Genomic DNA, 21663 nt, shown 5'->3' on the forward strand with positions numbered 1-21663 from the left:
TGCATTTGCCTTTTTTGTTTCAAGATAGGTTTGTTTCCTCAACGTCTGTCACGCATAAAGAGAGCACTTAATGAGCCGAGCTAAATCAACTCTAGAACAATGGCGAATTGTCCAAGCTGTAGTCGATTTTGGAGGTTATGCGCAGGCTGCAGAAAAACTCAATAGAAGTCAGTCGTCACTCAATCATGCTGTATCTAAGTTACAACAACAGCTTGGTATCAATCTACTCGAAGTAAAAGGTCGAAAAGCTTATTTAACTGAACAAGGTGAAGTGTTACTGCGTCGCTCCCGCCATCTAACTCAATCGGTTGAAGAGCTCGAACAATTAGCCAGTAATTTAGGCCAAGGTTGGGAACCAAACCTGACAATTGCTAGAGAAATAGTATATCCAATGGATAAACTTGTTGAAGCGCTAACGGCCTTTTTACCCGAAAGTCGTGGAACCAGAGTAACCATAATAGATTCAGTGATATCAGGTACTCACGATCTTATTAGAAATAACCTTGTCGATATCGCCATTTGTGCAACACCACCTAAAGGCCATATTTCAGAAACATTATGTGAATCGAGTTTTGAACTTGTCTGCCATCCTGAACACCCATTAGCTCAACTTGAATTGATTGAAGATGACAAACAATTAGCACAATATCTGCAAATAGTGATTAAAGATACAGGGGTAAATGCCAGTAATGATATTGGTTGGTTAAAAGCGGAACAACGCTGGACAGTGTCAAACTTTCACGAGGCTAAAATAATTTTATCGCGCAATATTGGTTTTTGCTGGATTCCAAGTTTTCTAGTCGAACAAGAAATTGCCAATAAACAGCTTATTCGTATACATTTACGGGGCAGCTATCAGCGTAAAATAATGCTTAATTTAGTGGTACCCAATCGTAATCAACAAGGACCTGCGTGTAAGTTACTCGAAAACTTAATTTTAGCGCGACATAATGTGACGCTTAATGTTTAGCTCACATTCGCTGTTGGCTTTGTCGGTATGACGCTGATTAGTACTAATTGATAATCCTAAGCTTCATTACTGTTATTAAACTAATAGTTAATTTAATTCAGCAATGATTATCGTAAATTTGGAATATACAGTTTGATTTGTAAAGAAATAATCACGGGTATTGATAGGTATTGCAGAACAATCTTATATCCTAGATATGAATTTGTCTTAATAGCATTTTATAGTCGATATTATACGTATATTTCCAAAGATTGATGCTGTTGATTTGATTGTGCCGCTGTAATGTCGTTGACATTTTTTTCACTACTTTGGTGTTCCGATAATAAATAGTTAGATGAATGCAATTCTTCATTCTGGTTTACATCATCAGCATGAAGTACGTCATTAGTTAATACCTGGCTATTTGGAGAAATGGCATTGTTCGTTGTTGTAGACGACAAAGAATCTGAATTATTTGTCGTTAACTCTTTCTTTGCTTCATTCATGTTCTGTAATGCTTGCGCCGCCACACGAATATCGGCCATTGACGGTTGTATAGGAGCCATGGCTGCTGCATACACTTTCTGCATTTTACTTAATGTTGCTTGGGCGTCACCATCAACAGTAGACACATCAATATTAACCTCTCCATCCACTGCATAACGACGTCCATCGGGCCCTTTTTCATATTGATAACTTGGACTTTGCGCTAAACTTCCACCTACGGCAGCATGTGCTTGTTCGTGTGTTTTGACCTCGGTATCTCGTTGTGCTAGTTGATCAATCTGCTTTTTTTCAGCTTGTATTATTTGCTGTTGTTTGTCTTTTACTTGTTGCTCTACTTGCTGTTCTGCAGTGTCATCCTGACGATTTGAAACTTCAGCGTCTGCAGTTACTGTTGAATCGTCCACTGATGAGTTTTGCGCTGACGTCTTTGTTTCTACTACAGGGCTGGTTGGCTGATTAACTATTGGCGGTTGAGTATTTTCAACATCACTGATTGCCGAGCTGATTACTATATCTGTACTGGCTGACGCTTCAGTCGGTGTGTTAGTTGTCTGTAATTGAATAGGTGTACGGTTCAATACACCAGAGAGATTGAGTGGACCACTTTTTAGGCCGTAGCTATTAACCGAACTAGAATCAACAATGTGTTGTGGCTTGATGTCATTTGTAGATGCCGAATTCGTTTGCAATCCGTGATGAGAATCAGTGCTGGATAAACCATGGCTTAGATCTATCGGCGTTTTGAAGGCCGATGTTTGAGTTGTACTGGATTTAAGCGAACTGATTTCAACTGCATTAGATTGAATGTCTACAGCAATAATCGGAGCAGATTGGGGTTTACTTGCTTGAGTACTATTTGTTGTTTGAGCACTATTTTTTGCTTGTGTATGAGGTTGAGCTTGTGGTGCTGATAATGAATTGCGGTGGTTTATTTGGGCAGCACTGTTAACTAACCCTGTATTGGAAGAAACCATTGCCGCACTCATGATTACACTTCAATATCAATCAAACTACCAACAGTCTCAGATGCTACTTCAATCACTTTAGCAGATGCTTGAGCTTGGTTGGATGATTCAGTCGCGGACACTAAAGCAGATGTGGTGTCAGTTTGCCCAACGGCACGAGAACTTAAGGTTACAGTATCTTGTACCGAGGCATTTGGCACCGCAGGTTTTTGTTGCTCTGGAGTGGCAACTGATGTTGTTGCTTGCGCTAAACCTTGTTGAGCACTCTGCAATCCCTGCATACCTGACGCATAGGCTGATTGAACTTGCATAATACTGCTCCTGATTTTAAAAAAGTCGATTTATTATGGCCTAAATCAACTAATATGTACAGTTTTCAAACAAAAGTTAGCTGTTAACCCAACCCATCTCCCAATCTTTCCATACTGGATTAATTCCTCGTCGCTTCATTTGTTCAACAACTTGCTCTACTGGACGGTTATCACTGATTTCAAATTGATCAAGTTGGCTGTCTGGCGCCATATAACCACCTGGTTGAGTAGAGCTTCCAGCACTCATATGAGTAATGCCTAAAGGGAGTAAATTATCCCTCAACGACGGCAGCTCACGAGTTGATAAACTAATTTCAAGTTGAGGATTAAACAACCTAAATGCACAGATCATTTGTACTAATCCTGCATCGGTTAATTCAACTTTCGGTGTAATGCCGCCAGTACATGGACGTAAACGAGGTAGTGAAATACTGTAGCGACTGCGCCAGTAGGTATTTTCCAAGTAATCTAGATGAAAGCCCATAAGTAATGCATCTAAGCGCCAATCATCTAATCCAAGTAATACCCCAAGGCCAATTTTATCGATACCCGCTTTTGCCACTCGGTCAGGGGTATCTAAGCGATAGATAAAATCTTGTTTTTTACCGCGAGTATGATGCTGAGCATAAGTATGAGCACGATAGGTTTCTTGGTATACCATAACCGCATCAACGCCTAATTTGCCAAGACGCTGATACTGCTCAGTCTCCAATGGTTGAACTTCCATTGCCACGTAATTAAAAGCCTTGCTAACTAACGGTAACACCGACTCAAAATACTCCATTCCAACTTTAGTTTCGTGTTCGCCAGACACCAATAATATCGAATCAAAACCACGTTGTTTAATGATAGCCATTTCCGCTGCTAGTTCATCACGAGTAAGTGTTTTGCGCTTGACCTTATTGCTCATACTAAATCCACAATAATCGCACTCATTGGCGCACAAGTTTGATAAATATAAGGGTAAGAAAAGGCCGATATTGGCACCAAATCGCTGCCGAGTCAGCTGAACGGCTTGTTGCGCCATTAGTTCAATATATGCCATTGCGGCAGGAGATAATAATGCCAACAAGCTATCAAGATTACCGCTTGGATTTTGTAGAGCCCGCTCAACCTCTTTGGCGGTAGTCGAATACAGCTTCATCGATAATGCATCGGGGGCTAATTGCGTAAATAAGCTTGAATACGTCATGCTAGCCCCCCTTACTATTCACTGACTTTGCAAGAGAATTGATTGATGGTTCTAACAAGAATCCAGTCAAAGGACTGGTGGCATTCGCATGGGTGTTCACTGCCCCTAATCCAGCAAGATATGCTTGTCTTCCTGTGGCAACCGCATCGGCAAAACATGTAGCCATTTGCTGAGGATTGGCACTACTTGCAATCGCGGTATTTACCAATACTGCTGCTGCGCCCATTTCCATAGCTCTACAAGCTTGTGAAGGTGCGCCAATGCCGGCATCTACTATTACCGGAATATTGGCCTGTTCAATAATAATGCTTAAGAATGTTTCCGTCGCTAAGCCTTGATTACTGCCTATTGGACTGCCGAGTGGCATCACCGCAGCGCAACCGACTTCTTCTAAGCGACGACACAATACTGGATCAGCATGCACATAAGGCATGACAATATAGCCTTGTTCGCATAAGTATTGAGCCGCAATCAATGTTTCAATTGGATCGGGCATGAGGTATTTGGGATCGGGATGAATTTCAAGTTTAATCCATTTAGTGCCCAACATTTCATAAGCGAGTTCAGCAGCAAAAATGGCTTCTTTGGCATTACGCGCACCAGCGGTATTAGGTAATAATTTAACCCCCATACTTTGCAAAGGACCGAGTAAGTTGTCATGACCGCGAGTTAAATCAATCCGCTTCATCGCTAAAGTAACTAACTGCGACCCAGAACTTGCTATCGCTTGTAACATTGTATTGTGATCTGAAAATTTTCCCGTTCCAGTGAGTAACCGAGACGAAAATGGATGATCGGCTATCGTTAACATTATTAACCTCCAGCAACGGCAGAAAAAACGGTGATATTGTCATCGGCTTGACACAATACATGCATCCAACGACTTCGAGGCACAACAGTATCGTTGACCACGATGGCCACTCCTTGAGTGGGTAAATCACTGAGTATAAGTAGTTCAGCCAAATTCAAATTGGCCCGAACATGTTGCTCGACACCATTAAGGTGCAGGGTTATTAGCTCGAGGGGATCAGTTTGTGACATTAGACCGCTCCTGATGATCAGTTAATGGATATTGATGACATACTTCACATTGTGGGTCTTGACTCATTTGGGCATGCTGCCAGCGTAAATCCTTACCATTAAATCGATGTAGAACACCGTATTGGGTAAAGGTATTGCAGATGTGCTGAAGGCCCACCAGCGCTTGCATACTGGCGATAATACCCACAGCAGGCCCTAGCACTCCAGTTTGAGTACAATTTTGCATAATGGGTGTATCAAGTGGATATAAACAACAATAGCAACCACTGTATGAATGCGAATGTGAGTGGGAAAAATCGATACAAAATAACTGCCCCTGATATGCACTGATAGCACCACTAACCAAGGTTAACTGATGCTGTACACACTGTTGGTTTATCAGTTGCCTCGCACTAACATTATCAGTGCAATCAAACACCACAGGTTTTACCGTAAATCGTTTAACAAGCTGCTTAAAGTGCGCTGATGTAATGGGTTGTGCTAACACGTCGATATTGATTTGAGGGTAAGCATCGCTCAATGCACTTTTTGCAATGTTGACTTTTGCTTTGCCAATATCAGATACCCTGAACAGTAGTTGCCTTGGTAAGTTGGATAATTCCACCACATCATGATCAATTAACAGTATTTGCTGAACACCCGCTGCAGCTAAATAATGCGCCACTACATTTCCTAAGCCTCCTACACCGATGATCACTACAGGGCTATTCATAATGGCAAGCTGCCCTGCTTCTCCAATATCACTCAGTAGCATGGTGCGTGAATACTGAATGTAATCCTGACCAGATAGAGAATTCATAAGCCCTCCTGAGGTGAACAGGCTTTTGCCAAAGGCCGCGTAACCTGCAACCATTTATGATGCAAGGCTCGATACGCCTTCGCTGGATCGTTAGCCGTGGCTACAGCTCTAACAACAGCAGCATCACCAACGCCGGTATCCGCAATAAACTCCAAATTACTGAGATCTATCCCGCCAATTGCAACAGTAGGATAATGGCGCGCAAATAAACTGGCATAACGTTTAAGTTTGCTGAGCCCTTGAGGCGCGGAAGGCATTTGCTTAGTCGTGGTAGCAAAAATATGCCCAAGAGCAATATATGAAGGCGAACATTGGTGGGCTAACAAGGCTTCAAAATAACTGTGACTCGATAGCCCTAACGCCATTCCAGCAGCAGCTATCGCGGTTAAATCTGCAGTGGCCATATCCTCTTGGCCTAAATGAACCCCAAAAGCACCGTGTTTAATCGCCAGTTGCCAATGATCATTAATAAACAACTGAGCATGAAATTCGCGACCGAGTTTGATGGCCTCAATGATATTCGCTTCGAGTGTTAATCGTTCTAATACATGGCTGTCATCAGTATCGATATTAATAACTAACTTGGCACGATATTGAACCGTCTTACAGCCCGCTTTTAACAATTTTTTAAGCATATCGATATCAGCTACAACAGGATAAATCCCCAAGGGTTGATGCAGTGATTTAAAACCATTAGGTGCAGCTTGCTTGCACGAATCATCAGCGAGATGCTCAGAAGATACCAACTTGATTGATGGCATCATCCCTAAATCATCAGGCCAACCAGTACGGGCTAAGACACCAGGTCCTTGACCAAGGCTTACGCCTAAAGTGAGTCCCTTATTGACGTAGGCTTTTGCCAGCACAATAGCATCATGGATCACGAACTCATGGGCAATAAAACACGCTATTGCAGATGATAATGTGCAACCACTTCCATGATTATTGGTGGTTGCTATCCGCTGGCTAATTAACATAAACACCGCATTACTGTGTGCAAGGCTGGCGCCTTTAACGTTTTTACTCACATATACATCTATCGCCTGCTGTTGCTGCCACTGAGCATCACCGCCTTTAGCGAGCACATGGCATTTAAATTTATCGGATAACAATTTGGCATCGCGGATCATTTGCTGTTGCTGAAAACCATTGCTGCCGACATCAGCACAATCTTGCGCTAACGCATACTGAGAACATAAACGCTTCAATTCGTGCTGATTAGGCGTTAGTAAATCAATTAAACCAATGAGAGGGCTAAAATCGAGATCGATAGAATTAAAGTTCGCACCACTACTGGCAACCATGACGGGGTCAAGTACCACAAAAGGTACCATCTTCTGAGTGGCACGCATCTGAGCCAAACAGTCAGCCAATATGTCGACCTGTGCTTGGGATGCAAGCAGGCCAATTTTAATCGCCACTGGCGGCAAATCCACGAGTAAACTACTGAACTGAGCCAACAGCATGGATTCAGAAACGGTTTCAACAAGGCTCACACTGACTGAGTTTTGTGCGGTTAATGTGGTTATCACGCTACACCCGTGACACGACAAGTCTTGTATGGTGAGTAAATCAGCTTGAATCCCCGCACCACCACCACTGTCAGAACCAGCTATGGTCCAGACAATGGGTGGGGTTTGCGTTATTGATTCACTGACAAATGTCGATGAATTCATGGCGATTATTCAACCTCAACCGCTAAGTCGGTATCAACTTGTGCTGCTGGTTTGACGTCATGATAAAGTGCCGAGCCCGACGCTTTGAACTCTGCCGACTTTTGCGCCATCGCTTCGGACGGATTTATGGCTTGAGTCGTATGTAGAGCTTGATAAGCATTAGCCGAAGAGACTTCAATCTTAAGTGCTTCAGCTTGTTCAAGATTCGCGGCATATTCACGCACTTCGTGGGTTATTTTCATTGAACAGAATTTAGGCCCACACATTGAACAAAAATGAGCCACTTTGGCTGATTCTTGTGGTAACGATTCGTCGTGGTAAGCACGAGCGGTATCTGGATCAAGACCTAGGTTATATTGATCTTCCCAACGGAATTCAAAGCGGGCTTTTGATAATGCATTATCACGTACTTGTGCACCGGGATGACCTTTAGCGACATCAGCAGCATGGGCAGCAATCTTGTAAGCAATTAAGCCTTGTTTTACATCTTCTTTGTTAGGCAAACCTAAGTGTTCTTTAGGGGTGACGTAACACAACATCGCCACGCCGTACCAAGCCATCATGGCTGCACCAATTCCGGAGGTGAAGTGATCATATCCAGGCGCAATATCAGTCGTTTGTGGGCCTAAGGTATAAAATGGCGCTTCATCACAAAGGGCCAATTGCTTTTCCATATTGACTTTAATCAATTGCATTGGCACATGACCAGGGCCTTCTATGATGGCCTGCACATCGTATTCCCATGCAATTTTGACCAATTCACCTAAGGTTTCTAATTCCGCAAATTGCGCTTCATCATTGGCATCGGCAATTGAACCAGGGCGCATACCATCCCCTAACGACAACGACACATCGTATTGGGCGCAAATTTGGCAAATATCGCGAAAGTGTTCATATAAGAAACTTTCTTGATGGTGACTTAAACACCACTTAGCCATAATTGAACCGCCACGCGACACAATACCGGTAAGGCGTTTAGCTGTCATGGGGACATAACGCAATAACACCCCTGCATGAATCGTAAAATAGTCTACGCCCTGCTCGGCTTGTTCAATCAATGTATCTCTAAATACCGCCCAACAGAGCTCTTCGGCAACGCCATTAACCTTTTCTAATGCTTGATAAATAGGCACAGTACCAATCGGCACAGGCGAATTACGGATAAGCCACTCACGCGTTTCATGAATATAACGTCCAGTCGACAAATCCATAACCGTATCGGCGCCCCAACGGGTTGACCATACGAGTTTTTCAACTTCTTCTTCAATCGAAGATGTCACCGCAGAATTACCAATATTGGCATTCACCTTCACTAAAAAATTACGCCCAATAATCATAGGTTCAGTTTCAGGATGGTTAATATTCAGCGGAATAATCGCTCGACCTCGGGCCACTTCATCGCGGACAAACTCAGGAGTGATAAGTTGCCCAATATGTGCACCAAAATCCTCACCTGGGGCTTTTTGAGTCAACACGCTATCGGTTACTTCAGCGCGAGCCATGTTTTCACGAATGGCAATGTATTCCATTTCAGGGGTAATAATACCTTGGCGAGCATAATACATTTGGGTCACGCATTTGCCCTTCTTGGCACGTTTAGGCGCAACAAGAGCGTCAAAGCGTAAATGATCGAGTCCATCGTCAGCCAGCCGTTGTTGGGTAAAACCCGAACTTGCACCCGTTAATTGCTCAGTATCTTGTCGCTCATCAATCCATGCTTGACGGATTTTAGGTAAGCCTTCACGCACGTTGATATCAGCAAGAGGATCAGAATAAGCACCCGCACAGTCGTAGACCATAATAGGCGGATTGGCTTGTTTAATGGGTTCAGCGTCGGTACCACCAATAACGGTGTCAGTTTGATTAACTTGACGCATAGCGACGTTGATATCAGCACGACTACCCGTTAAATAGACTTTTTCCGAGTTAGGATGTTGTAACGGTTTAAGGGTATCAATAAATTGTTGAGCGTTAGCTCGAGTTTGACGACGGTTTTGATTTGACATTAGCAACCTCAATATTAAGAGTAGAGTTGCTTGTCTGGAGAGGTGTTGATAGCAGCAGTAAACAATAAAAAATGCTATTGCCTACGTCAATAATCACATAGAACATACTAATGTAATAACGTAACTGGAATATAAACCGATAAAAAACTCGGAGGTAAACGTCCAATTACAATCGTGTTAATACGTTATTTATCTTCCCAATAATCATGATTATTACGCTTGTTTCCTTCGCAGGTTCTAGCCTGATCAGGTTCAACGGATCCCGAATAAACGGTCTCAGCCATAATGGCACTCCGACAAGATGTCACGCAGTATAAGCAAGCTTGTTGCTAAATAACAAGCACTAAAATAATCATTTCATACAAAAGTAATCAATCCACATGTCAGAAACTGATGCAGTGTCATTGATATCTCCATGATTCATTTATCACCACAGACAGGTATTTATCAAGGTGCGACACTATGTCGCATTCATCATATTTATTAGCAAGTTATAATTTAACAGACTGATAAACACCTTTGAAATATATTCATCAAAGGTTGATAAAATAACAATAAAGGTGATGACGTTGGCAAATAAAGCAATCCAAACCATTAAATTAAATACAAATTACCCATGGGTTTACTCATCAATTTCATTGGCTGTAATGTTTGCTATTACACAACCAGTAATGGCTGAGCAGTACGATAAGCAAAATAGTGAAGGCATTGAGCGGGTTGAAGTACATGGACAAGCGGCCAATAACGATTTACTCGGTTCTGCCCAAAACTTATTAAATAAACAAGGTGTAGATTTTTCTGAAGCGGGTGGCGTTTCTGCATTACCGATTTTAAATGGCATGATGGGCGATCGGATCAAAGTGCTCATTGATGGCAGCGACATTACGTCATCATGTGCAAACCAGATGAACCCGCCACTTTCATATGTGTCAGCCAATCAAATTAGTTCGACTCAAGTTGTTGCTGGAGTCTCTCCGGTGAGCGCCGGTGGCGATAACATTGCTGGCGTAATTAACGTCACTAGCTTAACCCCTGTATTTACCGATAGCGATACAGTGACATGGCAAAGTGGTAACATATCTAGCGGTTATCGAAGCACTAATGACGCCATTCTCGCAGGTGTAAATGCCACTGTAGCAAGTAAAACATTAAGCTTTAGTTACCAAGGATCATTTGAAGATGCAAACAGCTATACAGATGGCCATGGCGATAAAGTACTAGACACTTTGTACCAATCACAAAATCATGCATTAACCGCTGCTTGGCAAGATGACATTCAACAAGTTGCAGTCAAACTGACTCATCAACATATCCCCTTTCAAGGTTTTGCAAACCAGTATATGGACATGACGAATAATGACAGTTATGGCGCATTAGTACGTTATCAACGAACGCTTGAAAACGAAGGCGAATTCACAGCCCAAGCAAACTGGCACAATGTAGAGCATGAAATGGGCTTCTTTACCGATGAGAAAACCGGCATGATGCCAATGAAAACTAAGGGTAAAGATTACAGTTACCAACTGCATTGGCAGCTGCCAATGAGCTCAGACAGCACCTTATTAATTGGCCAAGAATATTATGTTTATCAACTTGATGATACATGGCCAGCGATTGAAGGTTCAGCCATGATGGGCCCAAATGATTACGTCAATATTAATGATGGCGAACGTCAACGTGCTGCACTCTATGGCGAGTGGCAACACACAATGAATACAGATTGGTGGCTGTCTGCAGGTGTTCGTTATGAATACGTATCGACAAGCACGGGTGAGGTTCAGCCTTATAACACCATGAGCATGATGGGCATGACCAATGTTAATACCATGGCCGCAGATGAATTTAATAGCCTATATCGAAAGCGCAATGACAATAACATCGATGCCACCCTTCTAGCTCGCTATCAACTCAGTGATACTGAAGTGATAGAACTTGGTTTAGCCCGAAAGAACCGCGCCCCAAATTTATATGAGCGATACAGTTGGGGCCAAAGCACCATGGCGACGACTATGATTGGCTGGTACGGCGATGCAAACGGCTACATAGGCAATCCTGACCTTGGTGCAGAAACGGCACACACATTAAGTATGGCTTACAAGCTAGTACAAGATGATTTAGCGTTTAGCGCAACAGCTTGGTACAGCAGCATTAACGATTTTATTGATGCCAATGTGGTCAGCAGCTTTAATCGCACAAGCATCGATAGTAATAGTCGTAATATTTTACAGTTTGCAAATGTGAACGCGACCTTGTTTGGTGCACGCATAGATGCTGAATATCAACTAGCAGACAACGACACTGGTAAATGGCTCTTTAACGCTAACATCAACGCAACACGCGGCGAAAGAGATGACAACGACCAGCCGCTGTATCAAATAAAACCTTTGCAAACCGAGCTAGCTTTACAACAACAGCTAGGGGATTGGCAAAATAGAATCAGTTGGCAATGGGTTGCAAATAAAGATCGCGTGGATGAGCAGCGTTTAGAAAATACAACTGACAGTTACTCACTGCTTAACTTAAGCAGCAGTATCAAATGGCAAGATGCGACAATGACTATTGCAGTGAAAAATCTACTTGATGAGTATTATCAACTGCCACTAGGCGGTGTCAGTATCGCTGAATATAAGGCTGACAACAGTAACGGTTTTCAACAAATAGCCGGTGCGGGTCGCTCACTCGAATTGAATGTCAGTTACGCGTTCTAGTTAACCAGCCATAAGTAATAAAACATATGGCCAGTAATGTGTACCACATTATTAGCTAGGCTAAAACACCAATTCTGGTAATTTTTGAACAGAAAAAAACCTCTATATTGCTGTAGAGGCTTTCATCTTATTTGGCGGAGCGGACGCTGATGTTGAAACAGTCAACCCGCGACCTCCGACATGACAGGCCAGGCCAGTTTCTATTGATCTGCGATGGAATAACATTAATGCGCTGACATTTGATAATCTAGCAGGTACTGCATTCTAGGCTGAATAACCAATTCTATTGATTTTTAGACAGAAAAAAGCCCCTACATTGCTGTAGAGGCTTTTTTTCTTATTTGGCGGAGCGGACGGGACTCGAACCCGCGACCCCCGGCGTGACAGGCCGGTATTCTAACCAACTGAACTACCGCTCCAAAACGGTTTGTATACACTTAATAAAAACGAAAATAGAATGAATATTACCTATTTTATTAAATGCAAACAGATACTTGAATAGCGGAACGGACGTTGATATTAAAACAGTGAACCCGCGTCCCCTAGCATGACAGGCCGGTAATATAACCAACTGAACTACCATTCCATACAAGTGCGATGAATAATAATGTTGTGCTTATTTATCGTCAACTTATTTTTTATTTTGCCTATTTGTTTGGCTAAAAATCACGCAAACCACACTTTTTAGCACAAAACTCATCCACTTCAACTTATTCGATTTTATCATCGGGTATACTCAAATCAATGTCATCCAAATCAACAGTGTCTAAAAGTGTATCAATTGATTGTTCTGGTTGCTGTGATTCTTGTTGTAACCTTAACTCAGCTGCCGCCATCGCTTTAGCGAGTGTTTGTCTCTTACGCCACACGATTAAACTCATAATGCCAAATAACAGCAGTATGCCGTTAATGATAATTATCCAGAACATTGCATTATCTTTAGCGGCTTCTTCTTCCATTTCAGCTTGAATTGCCGCTTTTTCAGCGATCACTTTAATTGTTTCTGCTGTAATTGAAACGGGAGGCTCAATAAAATTAAAAAACATTTCAGGTAGGTAGAGCACTATTTCACGGCCATCAACTGTGGTTGATACTGCAGTTCCCTTGACTCGATAACTACCAAACTCAGTGACTTTAGGTAAATATAAAATTTGTTCCGCACTCGTCACCGCTTGTAATGTAACTGGTAAAATCAACCCTGCAGGTCCAACTAACTCAAACTCAAAATGAGTTTGTTCTAACATTAATGCTGATTCATTGACCGATAATTGTATTTTCCATATGCCTTTTGATAGATCATTATTGGCTACCATTGTTGCTTTTATCGGTTGTGCAGAAAGCTCAAAGGGCATCTCATATTCACGCTCAAAGACATTATTGCGTGCTGTGATATTAAGGATATAATGGCCAGTTGGTTGTTGTAGATTATGACTTCCGGTAAAAATACCATCGTCTGGTGCTTCGTCCATCAATTCACCATTATCTTTATATGCTCCAACAATAATGGTGCCCGTAGCGAAATTATCATCACTAACAAGATGTTCACTGGCAAAACGTGCAGTCCATTCCACCATATAATCTAACCCAGGCATTCTCATGGTTAAATCATCACCCAAAAGCTTTGCTGTTACTTTCAGCCTTTCCCCTTGATAAAGGGGTTGTGGTAAAGGTTGTACTTCAATATCTAATTTGGAAATTTTTTGAATTGTAGATCCTTCAACCACACTGCCTAATAGCTGCCATGGACCAGGCATCGGATTTTCAATGTAAATCATATCACCAGCAATACCATCGACCCACTTTACGGTTTGCGGGTAGCGATCTGAATACCATTTGCTACCGTCAGGTAAAATCACCACCACAGGTGCAGAACCATAGCTACGTTGAATCACTAACGTTAAATTATCGACCATATGATCGATTCGAAAACGATTTTTAAGTTCTACAGCTTTTGAAGCGCTAACCATAGAAGCTTGGGCATTAGGCTGCCAAACTAAGATAAGACTTAGCAACAATAAACAAGGAATAGCAAAATAACCGGCGCGAGTGGCACTCATAAAGATTGGTTTACCCTCTCCAGAGACATTTACCTGACTTCGCAATGAGGTCAAGTCGTTGTTCGTGTAATAGTATTTCATCGGCAGATGCACCAACGACTTTAAGATTAAACGCCGCAGGATCGATTTTTTTTATTCCGCCGCCTTCTTGACCCGCTTTTTCATTGGACAAATTAAACTTAATTTGTCCACCCGTCATAATTAAATAAACATCAGCGAGAATTTCCGCATCGAGTAACGCCCCGTGATAAGTACGGCGGCCATTATCAATACCATAACGCCTACACAGTGCATCTAGGTTATTCTTTTGCCCTGGATGCAGACGCTTTGCAATTGCCAAGCTATCTAAAATACTGCAAATTTCTTTAGTTTTCGGTCCTATGGGATTGAGTTTTGAAAACTCATGGTCCATGAAACTCACGTCGAAGTTAGCGTTGTGGGCGACAATTTCCGCACCATCGATAAAATCAATAAAATCTTTGGCTATTTGATGAAAACGCGGCTCATTAGCTACGCGGTCATTAGTGATCCCATGAACTTGAATGGCTTCTTCATCAATTGCCTGACCAGGATTGATATATTGATGATACGTTCTACCCGTTAAGCGACGATTAATCACTTCAACACAACCAATTTCAATAATGCGATGACCAACATAAATCGGTCCACCCGCTTGATTCATACCTGTGGTTTCGGTATCAAGAATCACTTGACGACTTGCACTAGAAATAATGTTCATATTTTTTACTCTTTCAGCCCTCACCTTCGTATAAATTAAGTATACTGACGCGAATATTTCGCTATGGTAACAACTTGATGGCCGAACTCAAACAGCTGTATATTTTTACTGATGGCTCTTGCTTAGGAAATCCCGGACCCGGTGGCTATGGTGTGGTCATGAAATATAAACATCAGCACCATGAAATGGCCGATGGCTTCTCATTAACAACCAATAATCGTATGGAGCTTTTAGCGCCGATAATCGCGCTAGAGACGTTATATGAGCCATGCAACATCATTTTAACTAGCGACAGTCAATATATGCGACAAGGTATTATGACGTGGATCCATGGTTGGAAGAAAAAAGGCTGGATAACCTCAACCAAACAACCTGTGAAGAATGTTGATTTATGGAAACGTTTAGACGCGGTCAGCCAATTACACAAAATTGACTGGCGTTGGGTAAAAGGTCATGCCGGCCATGTTGAAAATGAACGCTGTGACGTGTTGGCAAGAAAAGCCGCTGAAGCTAAACCACAACAACCCGATAAAGGTTATCAGCCAGAATAACTAACGCCTCTTAATAAACACTTACGTATATTGCTTATTTGTTGCGCTTGTTTATGATTTTGCAGATTTCAATATAGGTGTTTTAACATGCTCATTTTGAGTCAAACCACTTCTGCCTGCTGATGGTGCGGCAGACCAGTTAGGCGCTTTTAATTTTGCTTTATCTTTGATTGGAGTGAGCGGAATCGTCATTTTCCGAGCGACAATTAAATAGACACTGCCGGTACTCGGCAACCAGGTAGCAATACTTTTTTGCCACCATGAAGATTGATAAGGTTCGTTGGCTTGATAAGACATATTAGCGCCACGTTGTCCTAATAACGAATGGTACATAAAACGTTCGTCGGCCAATACTTGATAACCCAATAGTCCAAGCCAATCTTTAACTCTTGATGGCATAAAAAACTGTCCATCCCAAGGTAGTTGAGTTTGATATTTAGGCAGAATTTTACCAATAAAAGCGGGGCTTATTGGATTAAAACCAATAATGAAAATATAACCACTTTTGATTAACACCCGATCGAATTCACGCAAAATCTGATACGGATCTGATTCAAATTCAAGTAAAAAGCAACTTAAAACTGCGTCAATTGAGTTTTGTTGTATCGGTAAATAATGGGTATCGGCCTGAATACTAGCACCGACGCCGTCATAAACAGAAAAATGGCGTGCAATATTGCATTGTAAGCTGTTTAGATGGCTGCTTAACGCCCCCACTTTTAGTAAATGATAGCCGAATATCCGTGGCCACCAAGGCGCTAGCTTAGCGTCTATCTCGGCTTGCAACAATTCTCCATAAGGTAAATCTTGCCAAATAAGGGGTTTTAACATTGAGCCCGCCAACTTTCGCTTTAAAAAATATCATATTCACTAAACAAACTTTACCACAGCTTATTTAATTTTAAGCTAACCATTAATAATACTTTGAAGTATCACTTCACTTGGCGTTATTTAACGATATCCGTTACCCTAACAGATAGTCAATCACCACTCGAGTTAGATTATGCTTAACGTTCATACAATCCCAGCGTTCAACGACAATTACATTTGGTTGATTCATCAAGAAAGCAGCCATTTTGCTTATGTTGTTGACCCTGGCTGTGGTCAAAGTGTTATTGATTATATCGCGACCACCGATCTTGAGTTAGTCGGGATATTAATCACCCATCATCATGCAGATCATACTGGCGGTATTACACTGCTTCAACAACATTTTAACCATACTCTGAAGGTATATGGTCCAAGTAATGAGAAGATCGCAGGGTTAACATATCCTCTTAGTATTGAATCGAAAACAACGCTCGACATTCCCCATTTAGGAGCAACAACTGTAATGGCCGTTCCAGGCCACACCTTAGGACATATTGCATATTATATGCAGCAAAGCTTATTTTGCGGTGACACCTTGTTTAGTGCTGGTTGCGGACGATTATTTGAAGGTACTCCAGAACAAATGCTTAAATCACTGTCAATGCTTGCACAACTTCCCGATGACACCAAGGTGTACTGTGCGCATGAATACACCCAGGCAAACATTGATTTTGCATTACATGTCACACCCAAAAATCAGCAATTGATTGAGTATGCTGATAAGGTTAAACGCTTAAGAGCACAAAATATACCGAGTATTCCGAGTTCAATAGGCATTGAAAAAGCTATCAATCCATTTTTACGTTGCCATATAAATGAGACTCAGCTCGCAATTTCAGCTCATTTTAAATTAAACAAAATAGATACTATTCAAACATTTACTAAACTAAGGTTATGGAAGGATAGTTTTTGATTTAACATGAAAACAGTTTAATAAGACAAGCTAAAAGATTTAATCTACAATGCAAAATTGAATTAGCATGACCAAAAGAGTCTCAATGGCATTTGGTATGTTCCATTTTATGTAAGCCTGAGAACTTGGGGTAATGTATCTTCAAATGAAAGCTAACTTTATTATTATAGCTGGCTGTATGCTGGCTGTAACAGGGTGCCAGACACTCCATACTGCAGAGCCAAGTTCTGATAGTTCAAATAAGACCGTTAACACTAATGTTAAAAATAAAAAATCGTCTACGGTAACCCTTGAGCAAATTGAAGAACAAGTCGCCGAGGTAAATGATTTATGGTTCAGGATCGACAATCAAATGCATTTTCCGGTTGTTGATAATGTATTAGTAAACCAATACCGACAATGGTATATCGATAATCCACAACATTTAGAAATTGTCACTCAACGTGCTAAGCCATATCTATATTACATCGTAGAGCAGCTTGAACAACGTAATTTACCCATAGAACTTGCTTTATTACCTATTGTTGAAAGTGGTTTTGATCCACTAGCCTATTCAACGAGTAATGCTTCTGGTTTATGGCAATTAACCGCACCTACTGCGTTGTCATTTGGTGTAAAAACCAATTGGTGGTATGACGGACGACGTGATGTTGCCTCATCAACAAAAGCCGCGTTAGATTTAATGGAATACCTATACGCCAAAATGGGGCAAAACTGGTTATACACCATTGCTGCTTATAATTCAGGTGAAGGCAGGGTATTCAATGCGATTAAACATAACCAAGCCAGAGGAAAGTCCACAGATTTTTGGTCTTTATCTCTTCCAAGAGAAACGACTCACTATGTCCCCCAACTGTTAGCGTTGGCAGATGTCATTAAACATGCTGATAAATACGGTATCAATTTAGCGGCAATTGATAACTTACCTCAAATTGAAGTCGTCAATATTGAAAGCCAATTAGACATAAACTTAGCAGCAGATCTCGCTCAAATAGACATAAGTGATTTAAAAGCGATTAATCCAGGTTTAAAGCGCTGGGCAACAGCCCCGCAAGGTCCACATCACTTAATTGTGCCTAGCGAAAAAGCTTCAACCTTCAAACGAGCATTAGCGACTATCGAACCAGACTCTAGGATTAATTGGGTTCGTTATAAAATAAAATCTGGCGACAGTATTAGTGAAATTGCCGATCAATTTGAAACAACAGCCACCTTAATACGAAGCAGCAACGGTATTAAAGGAAATAATATTATTGCTGGTAGGTTTTTAATTATTCCTGTTGCAGCAAAAGATCCAGACTTAGTCACTATGATTGCAGACCAAGTTCTAGCTCGTAAAACGGTGATCAAATCTAGCGTAAATAAACAAACCTATACCGTTAAGTCCGGTGATTCATTATGGAAAATTGCCCAAACTCATCAAGTCAGTGTAGCGCAATTAAGTAAGTGGAATAACCTTAAAAAACAATCTACCTTAAGCGTTGGTAAATCGTTAGTTATCTATCCTAATGAAGTTTCTATTAATACTGCAGGCAATGAGAAAACGGTTAACTATCGAGTGCAATCTGGCGATTCGCTAGCGCGTATAGCACTGAAATACAAAGTTACGGTGGCCGAACTCATTGAATGGAACAGTCTAGAAAAAAGTACCTTGATCCAGCCTGGGCAAATACTAAAGCTAATTGTGACCAATAGCTAATCACCTTCATGCAATTATAATTATGATAATAATTTGTATTAATACTGGTGATTAGCCATAGCGCTATATTCAACGCATAAAAACGGACAAGTGAATCACTTGTCCGTTTTTTATTCTGTAATTTTATCGTAAATAAACGCTAATGGTTTAGCCGTGTTTAATACCGTAAACAAACCATTATCACACTTGTACTGTGACATTGACTTAGTTAAATCAACAGTCGTATTTAATAATCTTAATATCAAAAATACTATATACGTTAAAAAAGGCTGAAGTATTCATAAAGAATGATCGACAGCCCTAAACATTAATAATCTATTAATTACAGTCCAAGCTTCTTGAACAATCCATCTTTTAACTTTTCTTTGGCTTTATCGGCTTCATCTTTAAACTGGCCTTCTAACAATGCTTTTGTATCAATGCCAAACTTAGGTTCTTGGAATGTACCTTTGATAGTTAAAGGAATATTAACACCTTTTAGTGACTCATCAGCATCACCTTGACCTGATAAAGATCCCACTACACTGGTAGTCAAGGTGTAATCCAACGCTTCAGAAGCAATGTTTGCTGTGCCCTTACCGCTTAAACGAATTAACGGTGAAGCCATCGCTAAATCAGGATTAGTCACAACAGCATCTTTCATCGTGAAACTACCTGTCAAACTGGTAAAGTCCGTTTTCAACTCTTCTTTATTGTCAGCAGACAAATCACCTTTTAATTTTTGCTGAGCACTGCGGATCATTTGTGGAATGTTAACCCCATAAAGCGAGCCATCAGCCACTTCAAACTTGCCTACTGCATCAAGATTCTTTTTAAGATTGTCTGGAAGTAAACTCGAACCACTACCGTTAACTTCAAAGCTAGCAGTACCAGAAATCAAATCAACTTCAGCCGCATCAATTAATAACGGACGAATATTAACACCAGTGAGTTTTTTATCGAATTGATATGTGGGCACCGCTTTGCGACCATCTAATTTTGCGCTAAGCGCTAATTTACCTTCATATAAATCAGCTGTAAGCGACGACAAGTTCAATATGCCTTTATTAATAGCCATTTTCATTTGCCAATTTTGCGTTAGCATATTACTGACTTTAATTGATTTAGCCGTTAAGTTAAGTGTTAAGTCGACACTTTTCAATGCTGATAAATCAGGTTCTTGGCTTGGCGCAGTTTCGGGAGTACCCTCAGTTTCTTTCGCATCACCTTCTTGCTTTGGCAGTAATGCATCGACATCAATATCGCCAACATCAAGATTCATCACAATTTTAGGAATACTGTTGCCATAGTTAACCTTAATATCGCCAGTTGCCGCTAACGTCATCGCTGACATTTTAGTTAATTGCAGCTCTAATGTTTTGGCATCTAATGCCATAGTCATTTGTGTCGTGAGCTCTGCAGTAACCGCTTTACCAGGCAAACTGTCACCGCTGGCTTTATGTACCATAGCAAAGTCATTAATAGTGATGTTATTTAAAGCTTGGTCTACCTTTATTTTGCCTTGTCCAGATGATGCAAGCTGCATATCAGGTAGTGTCGCTGAAAACTCATAAGCAAAATCAGCAAATTGACCTAGGCTAAACTGACCAAGAGTAAAACTTTTCAAACTAAATGTTTGAGTAGTATTGCTCGCCATATCAATTAAATTGATATTAGTATTTGTGAGTTCGATACCACCAATATCTAGAGTCTGTAAAGACACTGCTTCTGAGTTGCTTGTGGCTGATTGTGGTGTTTCAATCGATTTTTCAGCAGTTAAACCATCAAAACTAGTCTCACCGTCTTTTTGAGTCACTAAATTAAGTGTAAGCCCATCAAGCTTTAATAAGTCAACTTCAATTTGTTGGCTAAATAAAGGCATAAGTGCCACATTAGCCACTGCTTCATTAACATCCAGCATTGATACTGGGGTGAAACCATCTGGGTTAGAGAGTGAAATCCCACCCAATTTAATCCCTAATGAAGGAAAAATGCTCCAACTCAGATCTTGAGTTATTTGTAAGTCTCGACCCGTTTGTTTTTTGACGGCATCAACTATCTGCGGTTTAAAATTATTAAGGTCGAAAAACATTGTTAAGTAGACCGTCACGCCCACTACTAAGGTTAGCCCAATTGCTAATATCCACTTTACTACTTTCATTGTCGCTTCCTTGTCTGTATTTATTCTACTGTAAAATAGACAGGTCTAATGATTGTTTGCTTACAGCAATACCATTGAGATCTGCATAGATCATCATTCCGGGGTGAATACTGACGCCAGCAATCTCAATAATCACATTGACTTCACCTACGTCTTTTTTGTCTGTTTTAATTGGATTAGTGCCTAAAGCTTGCACGCCAATTTGCATGGTGTTGATGGTTCCAGCATCACGGATGCAACCATTAATAATGATGCCTTCCCAGCCATTTTTATAAGCGTTAAGCGCTATCATGTCACCCAGTAACGCACGCCGACATGATCCACCGCCATCTACAACCAATACCTTCCCATGGCCTTTTTTGGCTAATTCTGACTTTACCTTAGAATTATCTTCAAAACATTTAACAGTCACCACCTCACCATAAAATATCGACTTTGCACCAAACGATTGCCATGGATTTAGCAATAACGTCAATTGATCAGGATAATGATCGAATAAATCAGGTAATAAATCTAACATAAGTCCTCCTTGTAAATCAG

18 protein-coding genes, 1 tRNA gene and 1 riboswitch are annotated in these 21663 nt (G+C 41.1%); of the genes, 5 read left to right on the forward strand and 14 right to left on the reverse strand.

The window, feature by feature from the left end:
- Window positions 1–70 precede the first annotated feature (70 nt).
- A complete protein-coding gene (locus FH971_RS11030) occupies window positions 71–970 on the forward strand; it encodes a LysR family transcriptional regulator (RefSeq protein ID WP_137226963.1) in 900 nt (299 codons plus the stop codon).
- A 230-nt stretch (window positions 971–1200) separates the two neighbouring features.
- On the opposite strand, the gene FH971_RS11035 is transcribed toward FH971_RS11030, so the two are convergent.
- The 8 genes from FH971_RS11035 to thiC form a co-directional block, all read right to left on the reverse strand.
- Window positions 1201–2442 (reverse strand): putative metalloprotease CJM1_0395 family protein, encoded by a 1242-nt coding sequence (locus tag FH971_RS11035; RefSeq protein WP_140234327.1) that lies wholly within the window; start codon window positions 2440–2442, stop codon window positions 1201–1203.
- A gap of 2 nt (window positions 2443–2444) precedes the next feature.
- Complete coding sequence (locus FH971_RS11040; protein ID WP_140234328.1) at window positions 2445–2732, reverse strand: chemotaxis protein; 288 nt, start codon at window positions 2730–2732, stop codon at window positions 2445–2447.
- Window positions 2733–2808: 76 nt separating this feature from the next.
- The gene (gene thiH / locus FH971_RS11045) at window positions 2809–3924 is read right to left on the reverse strand and encodes a 2-iminoacetate synthase ThiH (protein ID WP_140234329.1); all 1116 of its coding nucleotides are present in this window, start codon (window positions 3922–3924) and stop codon (window positions 2809–2811) included.
- A gap of 1 nt (window position 3925) precedes the next feature.
- A complete protein-coding gene (locus tag FH971_RS11050) occupies window positions 3926–4735 on the reverse strand; it encodes a thiazole synthase (RefSeq protein ID WP_140234330.1) in 810 nt (269 codons plus the stop codon).
- 2 nt (window positions 4736–4737) lie between these two features.
- Window positions 4738–4965 carry a sulfur carrier protein ThiS gene (gene thiS / locus FH971_RS11055; protein WP_140234331.1) on the reverse strand — a complete coding sequence of 76 codons (228 nt, stop codon included), beginning with the start codon at window positions 4963–4965 and terminating at the stop codon, window positions 4738–4740.
- Window positions 4952–5764 (reverse strand): HesA/MoeB/ThiF family protein, encoded by an 813-nt coding sequence (locus FH971_RS11060; protein ID WP_167496008.1) that lies wholly within the window; start codon window positions 5762–5764, stop codon window positions 4952–4954. The genes thiS and FH971_RS11060 overlap by 14 nt, the downstream gene beginning before the upstream one ends.
- Window positions 5761–7440, reverse strand: a complete 1680-nt coding sequence (locus FH971_RS11065; RefSeq protein WP_140234333.1) for a bifunctional hydroxymethylpyrimidine kinase/phosphomethylpyrimidine kinase — start codon at window positions 7438–7440, stop codon at window positions 5761–5763. Before FH971_RS11065 ends, FH971_RS11060 begins: the two co-directional genes overlap by 4 nt.
- Window positions 7441–7445: 5 nt before the next feature.
- Window positions 7446–9446, reverse strand: coding sequence for a phosphomethylpyrimidine synthase ThiC (thiC, locus tag FH971_RS11070; RefSeq protein WP_140234334.1), 2001 nt, complete (start codon window positions 9444–9446; stop codon window positions 7446–7448).
- 206 nt (window positions 9447–9652) lie between these two features.
- Window positions 9653–9752, reverse strand: a riboswitch (TPP riboswitch).
- Between the two features lie 257 nt (window positions 9753–10009).
- Between thiC and FH971_RS11075 the strand changes: the two genes are divergently transcribed.
- The gene (locus FH971_RS11075; protein ID WP_140234335.1) at window positions 10010–12154 is read left to right on the forward strand and encodes a TonB-dependent receptor plug domain-containing protein; all 2145 of its coding nucleotides are present in this window, start codon (window positions 10010–10012) and stop codon (window positions 12152–12154) included.
- A gap of 342 nt (window positions 12155–12496) precedes the next feature.
- Here FH971_RS11075 and FH971_RS11080 read toward each other — a convergent pair.
- From FH971_RS11080 to dnaQ, 3 genes are all read right to left on the reverse strand, one after another.
- A tRNA-Asp gene (locus tag FH971_RS11080) sits at window positions 12497–12573 on the reverse strand.
- A 291-nt stretch (window positions 12574–12864) separates the two neighbouring features.
- Window positions 12865–14211, reverse strand: a complete 1347-nt coding sequence (locus FH971_RS11085; RefSeq protein WP_140234336.1) for a TIGR03503 family protein — start codon at window positions 14209–14211, stop codon at window positions 12865–12867.
- Between the two features lie 10 nt (window positions 14212–14221).
- A complete protein-coding gene (dnaQ, locus tag FH971_RS11090) occupies window positions 14222–14950 on the reverse strand; it encodes a DNA polymerase III subunit epsilon (RefSeq protein WP_140234337.1) in 729 nt (242 codons plus the stop codon).
- A gap of 77 nt (window positions 14951–15027) precedes the next feature.
- Between dnaQ and rnhA the strand changes: the two genes are divergently transcribed.
- A complete protein-coding gene (gene rnhA / locus FH971_RS11095; RefSeq protein ID WP_140234338.1) occupies window positions 15028–15501 on the forward strand; it encodes a ribonuclease HI in 474 nt (157 codons plus the stop codon).
- A gap of 51 nt (window positions 15502–15552) precedes the next feature.
- On the opposite strand, the gene FH971_RS11100 is transcribed toward rnhA, so the two are convergent.
- Window positions 15553–16332, reverse strand: a complete 780-nt coding sequence (locus tag FH971_RS11100; protein ID WP_140234339.1) for a class I SAM-dependent methyltransferase — start codon at window positions 16330–16332, stop codon at window positions 15553–15555.
- Between the two features lie 172 nt (window positions 16333–16504).
- Here FH971_RS11100 and gloB point away from each other — a divergent pair, with 172 nt between their 5' ends.
- Window positions 16505–17284, forward strand: coding sequence for a hydroxyacylglutathione hydrolase (gene gloB / locus FH971_RS11105; protein WP_140234340.1), 780 nt, complete (start codon window positions 16505–16507; stop codon window positions 17282–17284).
- A 145-nt stretch (window positions 17285–17429) separates the two neighbouring features.
- Window positions 17430–18983, forward strand: coding sequence for a lytic transglycosylase (locus tag FH971_RS11110; protein WP_140234341.1), 1554 nt, complete (start codon window positions 17430–17432; stop codon window positions 18981–18983).
- Between the two features lie 322 nt (window positions 18984–19305).
- Here FH971_RS11110 and FH971_RS11115 read toward each other — a convergent pair whose 3' ends face one another.
- Window positions 19306–21123: an AsmA family protein gene (locus FH971_RS11115; RefSeq protein WP_140234342.1), complete on the reverse strand. Its 1818-nt coding sequence runs from the start codon at window positions 21121–21123 to the stop codon at window positions 19306–19308.
- A 25-nt stretch (window positions 21124–21148) separates the two neighbouring features.
- Window positions 21149–21643, reverse strand: a complete 495-nt coding sequence (locus FH971_RS11120) for a putative 4-hydroxy-4-methyl-2-oxoglutarate aldolase (protein WP_140234343.1) — start codon at window positions 21641–21643, stop codon at window positions 21149–21151.
- Between the last annotated feature and the right edge of the window lie 20 nt (window positions 21644–21663).

Source organism: Shewanella polaris, assembly GCF_006385555.1.
GTDB lineage: Bacteria > Pseudomonadota > Gammaproteobacteria > Enterobacterales > Shewanellaceae > Shewanella > Shewanella polaris.

What these genes read in the sequence shown, in the direction of transcription:
- thiC (WP_140234334.1), bottom strand. Translation starts at nt 9,446, where the DNA reads ATGTCAAATCAAAACCGTCGTCAAACTCGAGCTAACGCTCAACAATTT.
- FH971_RS11050 (WP_140234330.1), bottom strand. Translation starts at nt 4,735, where the DNA reads ATGTTAACGATAGCCGATCATCCATTTTCGTCTCGGTTACTCACTGGA.
- thiS (WP_140234331.1), bottom strand. Translation starts at nt 4,965, where the DNA reads ATGTCACAAACTGATCCCCTCGAGCTAATAACCCTGCACCTTAATGGT.
- FH971_RS11040 (WP_140234328.1), bottom strand. Translation starts at nt 2,732, where the DNA reads ATGCAAGTTCAATCAGCCTATGCGTCAGGTATGCAGGGATTGCAGAGT.
- FH971_RS11060 (WP_167496008.1), bottom strand. Translation starts at nt 5,764, where the DNA reads ATGAATTCTCTATCTGGTCAGGATTACATTCAGTATTCACGCACCATG.
- thiH (WP_140234329.1), bottom strand. Translation starts at nt 3,924, where the DNA reads ATGACGTATTCAAGCTTATTTACGCAATTAGCCCCCGATGCATTATCG.
- FH971_RS11120 (WP_140234343.1), bottom strand. Translation starts at nt 21,643, where the DNA reads ATGTTAGATTTATTACCTGATTTATTCGATCATTATCCTGATCAATTG.
- FH971_RS11030 (WP_137226963.1), top strand. Translation starts at nt 71, where the DNA reads ATGAGCCGAGCTAAATCAACTCTAGAACAATGGCGAATTGTCCAAGCT.
- FH971_RS11100 (WP_140234339.1), bottom strand. Translation starts at nt 16,332, where the DNA reads ATGTTAAAACCCCTTATTTGGCAAGATTTACCTTATGGAGAATTGTTG.
- gloB (WP_140234340.1), top strand. Translation starts at nt 16,505, where the DNA reads ATGCTTAACGTTCATACAATCCCAGCGTTCAACGACAATTACATTTGG.
- FH971_RS11110 (WP_140234341.1), top strand. Translation starts at nt 17,430, where the DNA reads ATGAAAGCTAACTTTATTATTATAGCTGGCTGTATGCTGGCTGTAACA.
- FH971_RS11085 (WP_140234336.1), bottom strand. Translation starts at nt 14,211, where the DNA reads ATGAGTGCCACTCGCGCCGGTTATTTTGCTATTCCTTGTTTATTGTTG.
- FH971_RS11075 (WP_140234335.1), top strand. Translation starts at nt 10,010, where the DNA reads ATGACGTTGGCAAATAAAGCAATCCAAACCATTAAATTAAATACAAAT.
- FH971_RS11065 (WP_140234333.1), bottom strand. Translation starts at nt 7,440, where the DNA reads ATGAATTCATCGACATTTGTCAGTGAATCAATAACGCAAACCCCACCC.
- FH971_RS11035 (WP_140234327.1), bottom strand. Translation starts at nt 2,442, where the DNA reads ATGAGTGCGGCAATGGTTTCTTCCAATACAGGGTTAGTTAACAGTGCT.
- FH971_RS11115 (WP_140234342.1), bottom strand. Translation starts at nt 21,123, where the DNA reads ATGAAAGTAGTAAAGTGGATATTAGCAATTGGGCTAACCTTAGTAGTG.
- rnhA (WP_140234338.1), top strand. Translation starts at nt 15,028, where the DNA reads ATGGCCGAACTCAAACAGCTGTATATTTTTACTGATGGCTCTTGCTTA.
- dnaQ (WP_140234337.1), bottom strand. Translation starts at nt 14,950, where the DNA reads ATGAACATTATTTCTAGTGCAAGTCGTCAAGTGATTCTTGATACCGAA.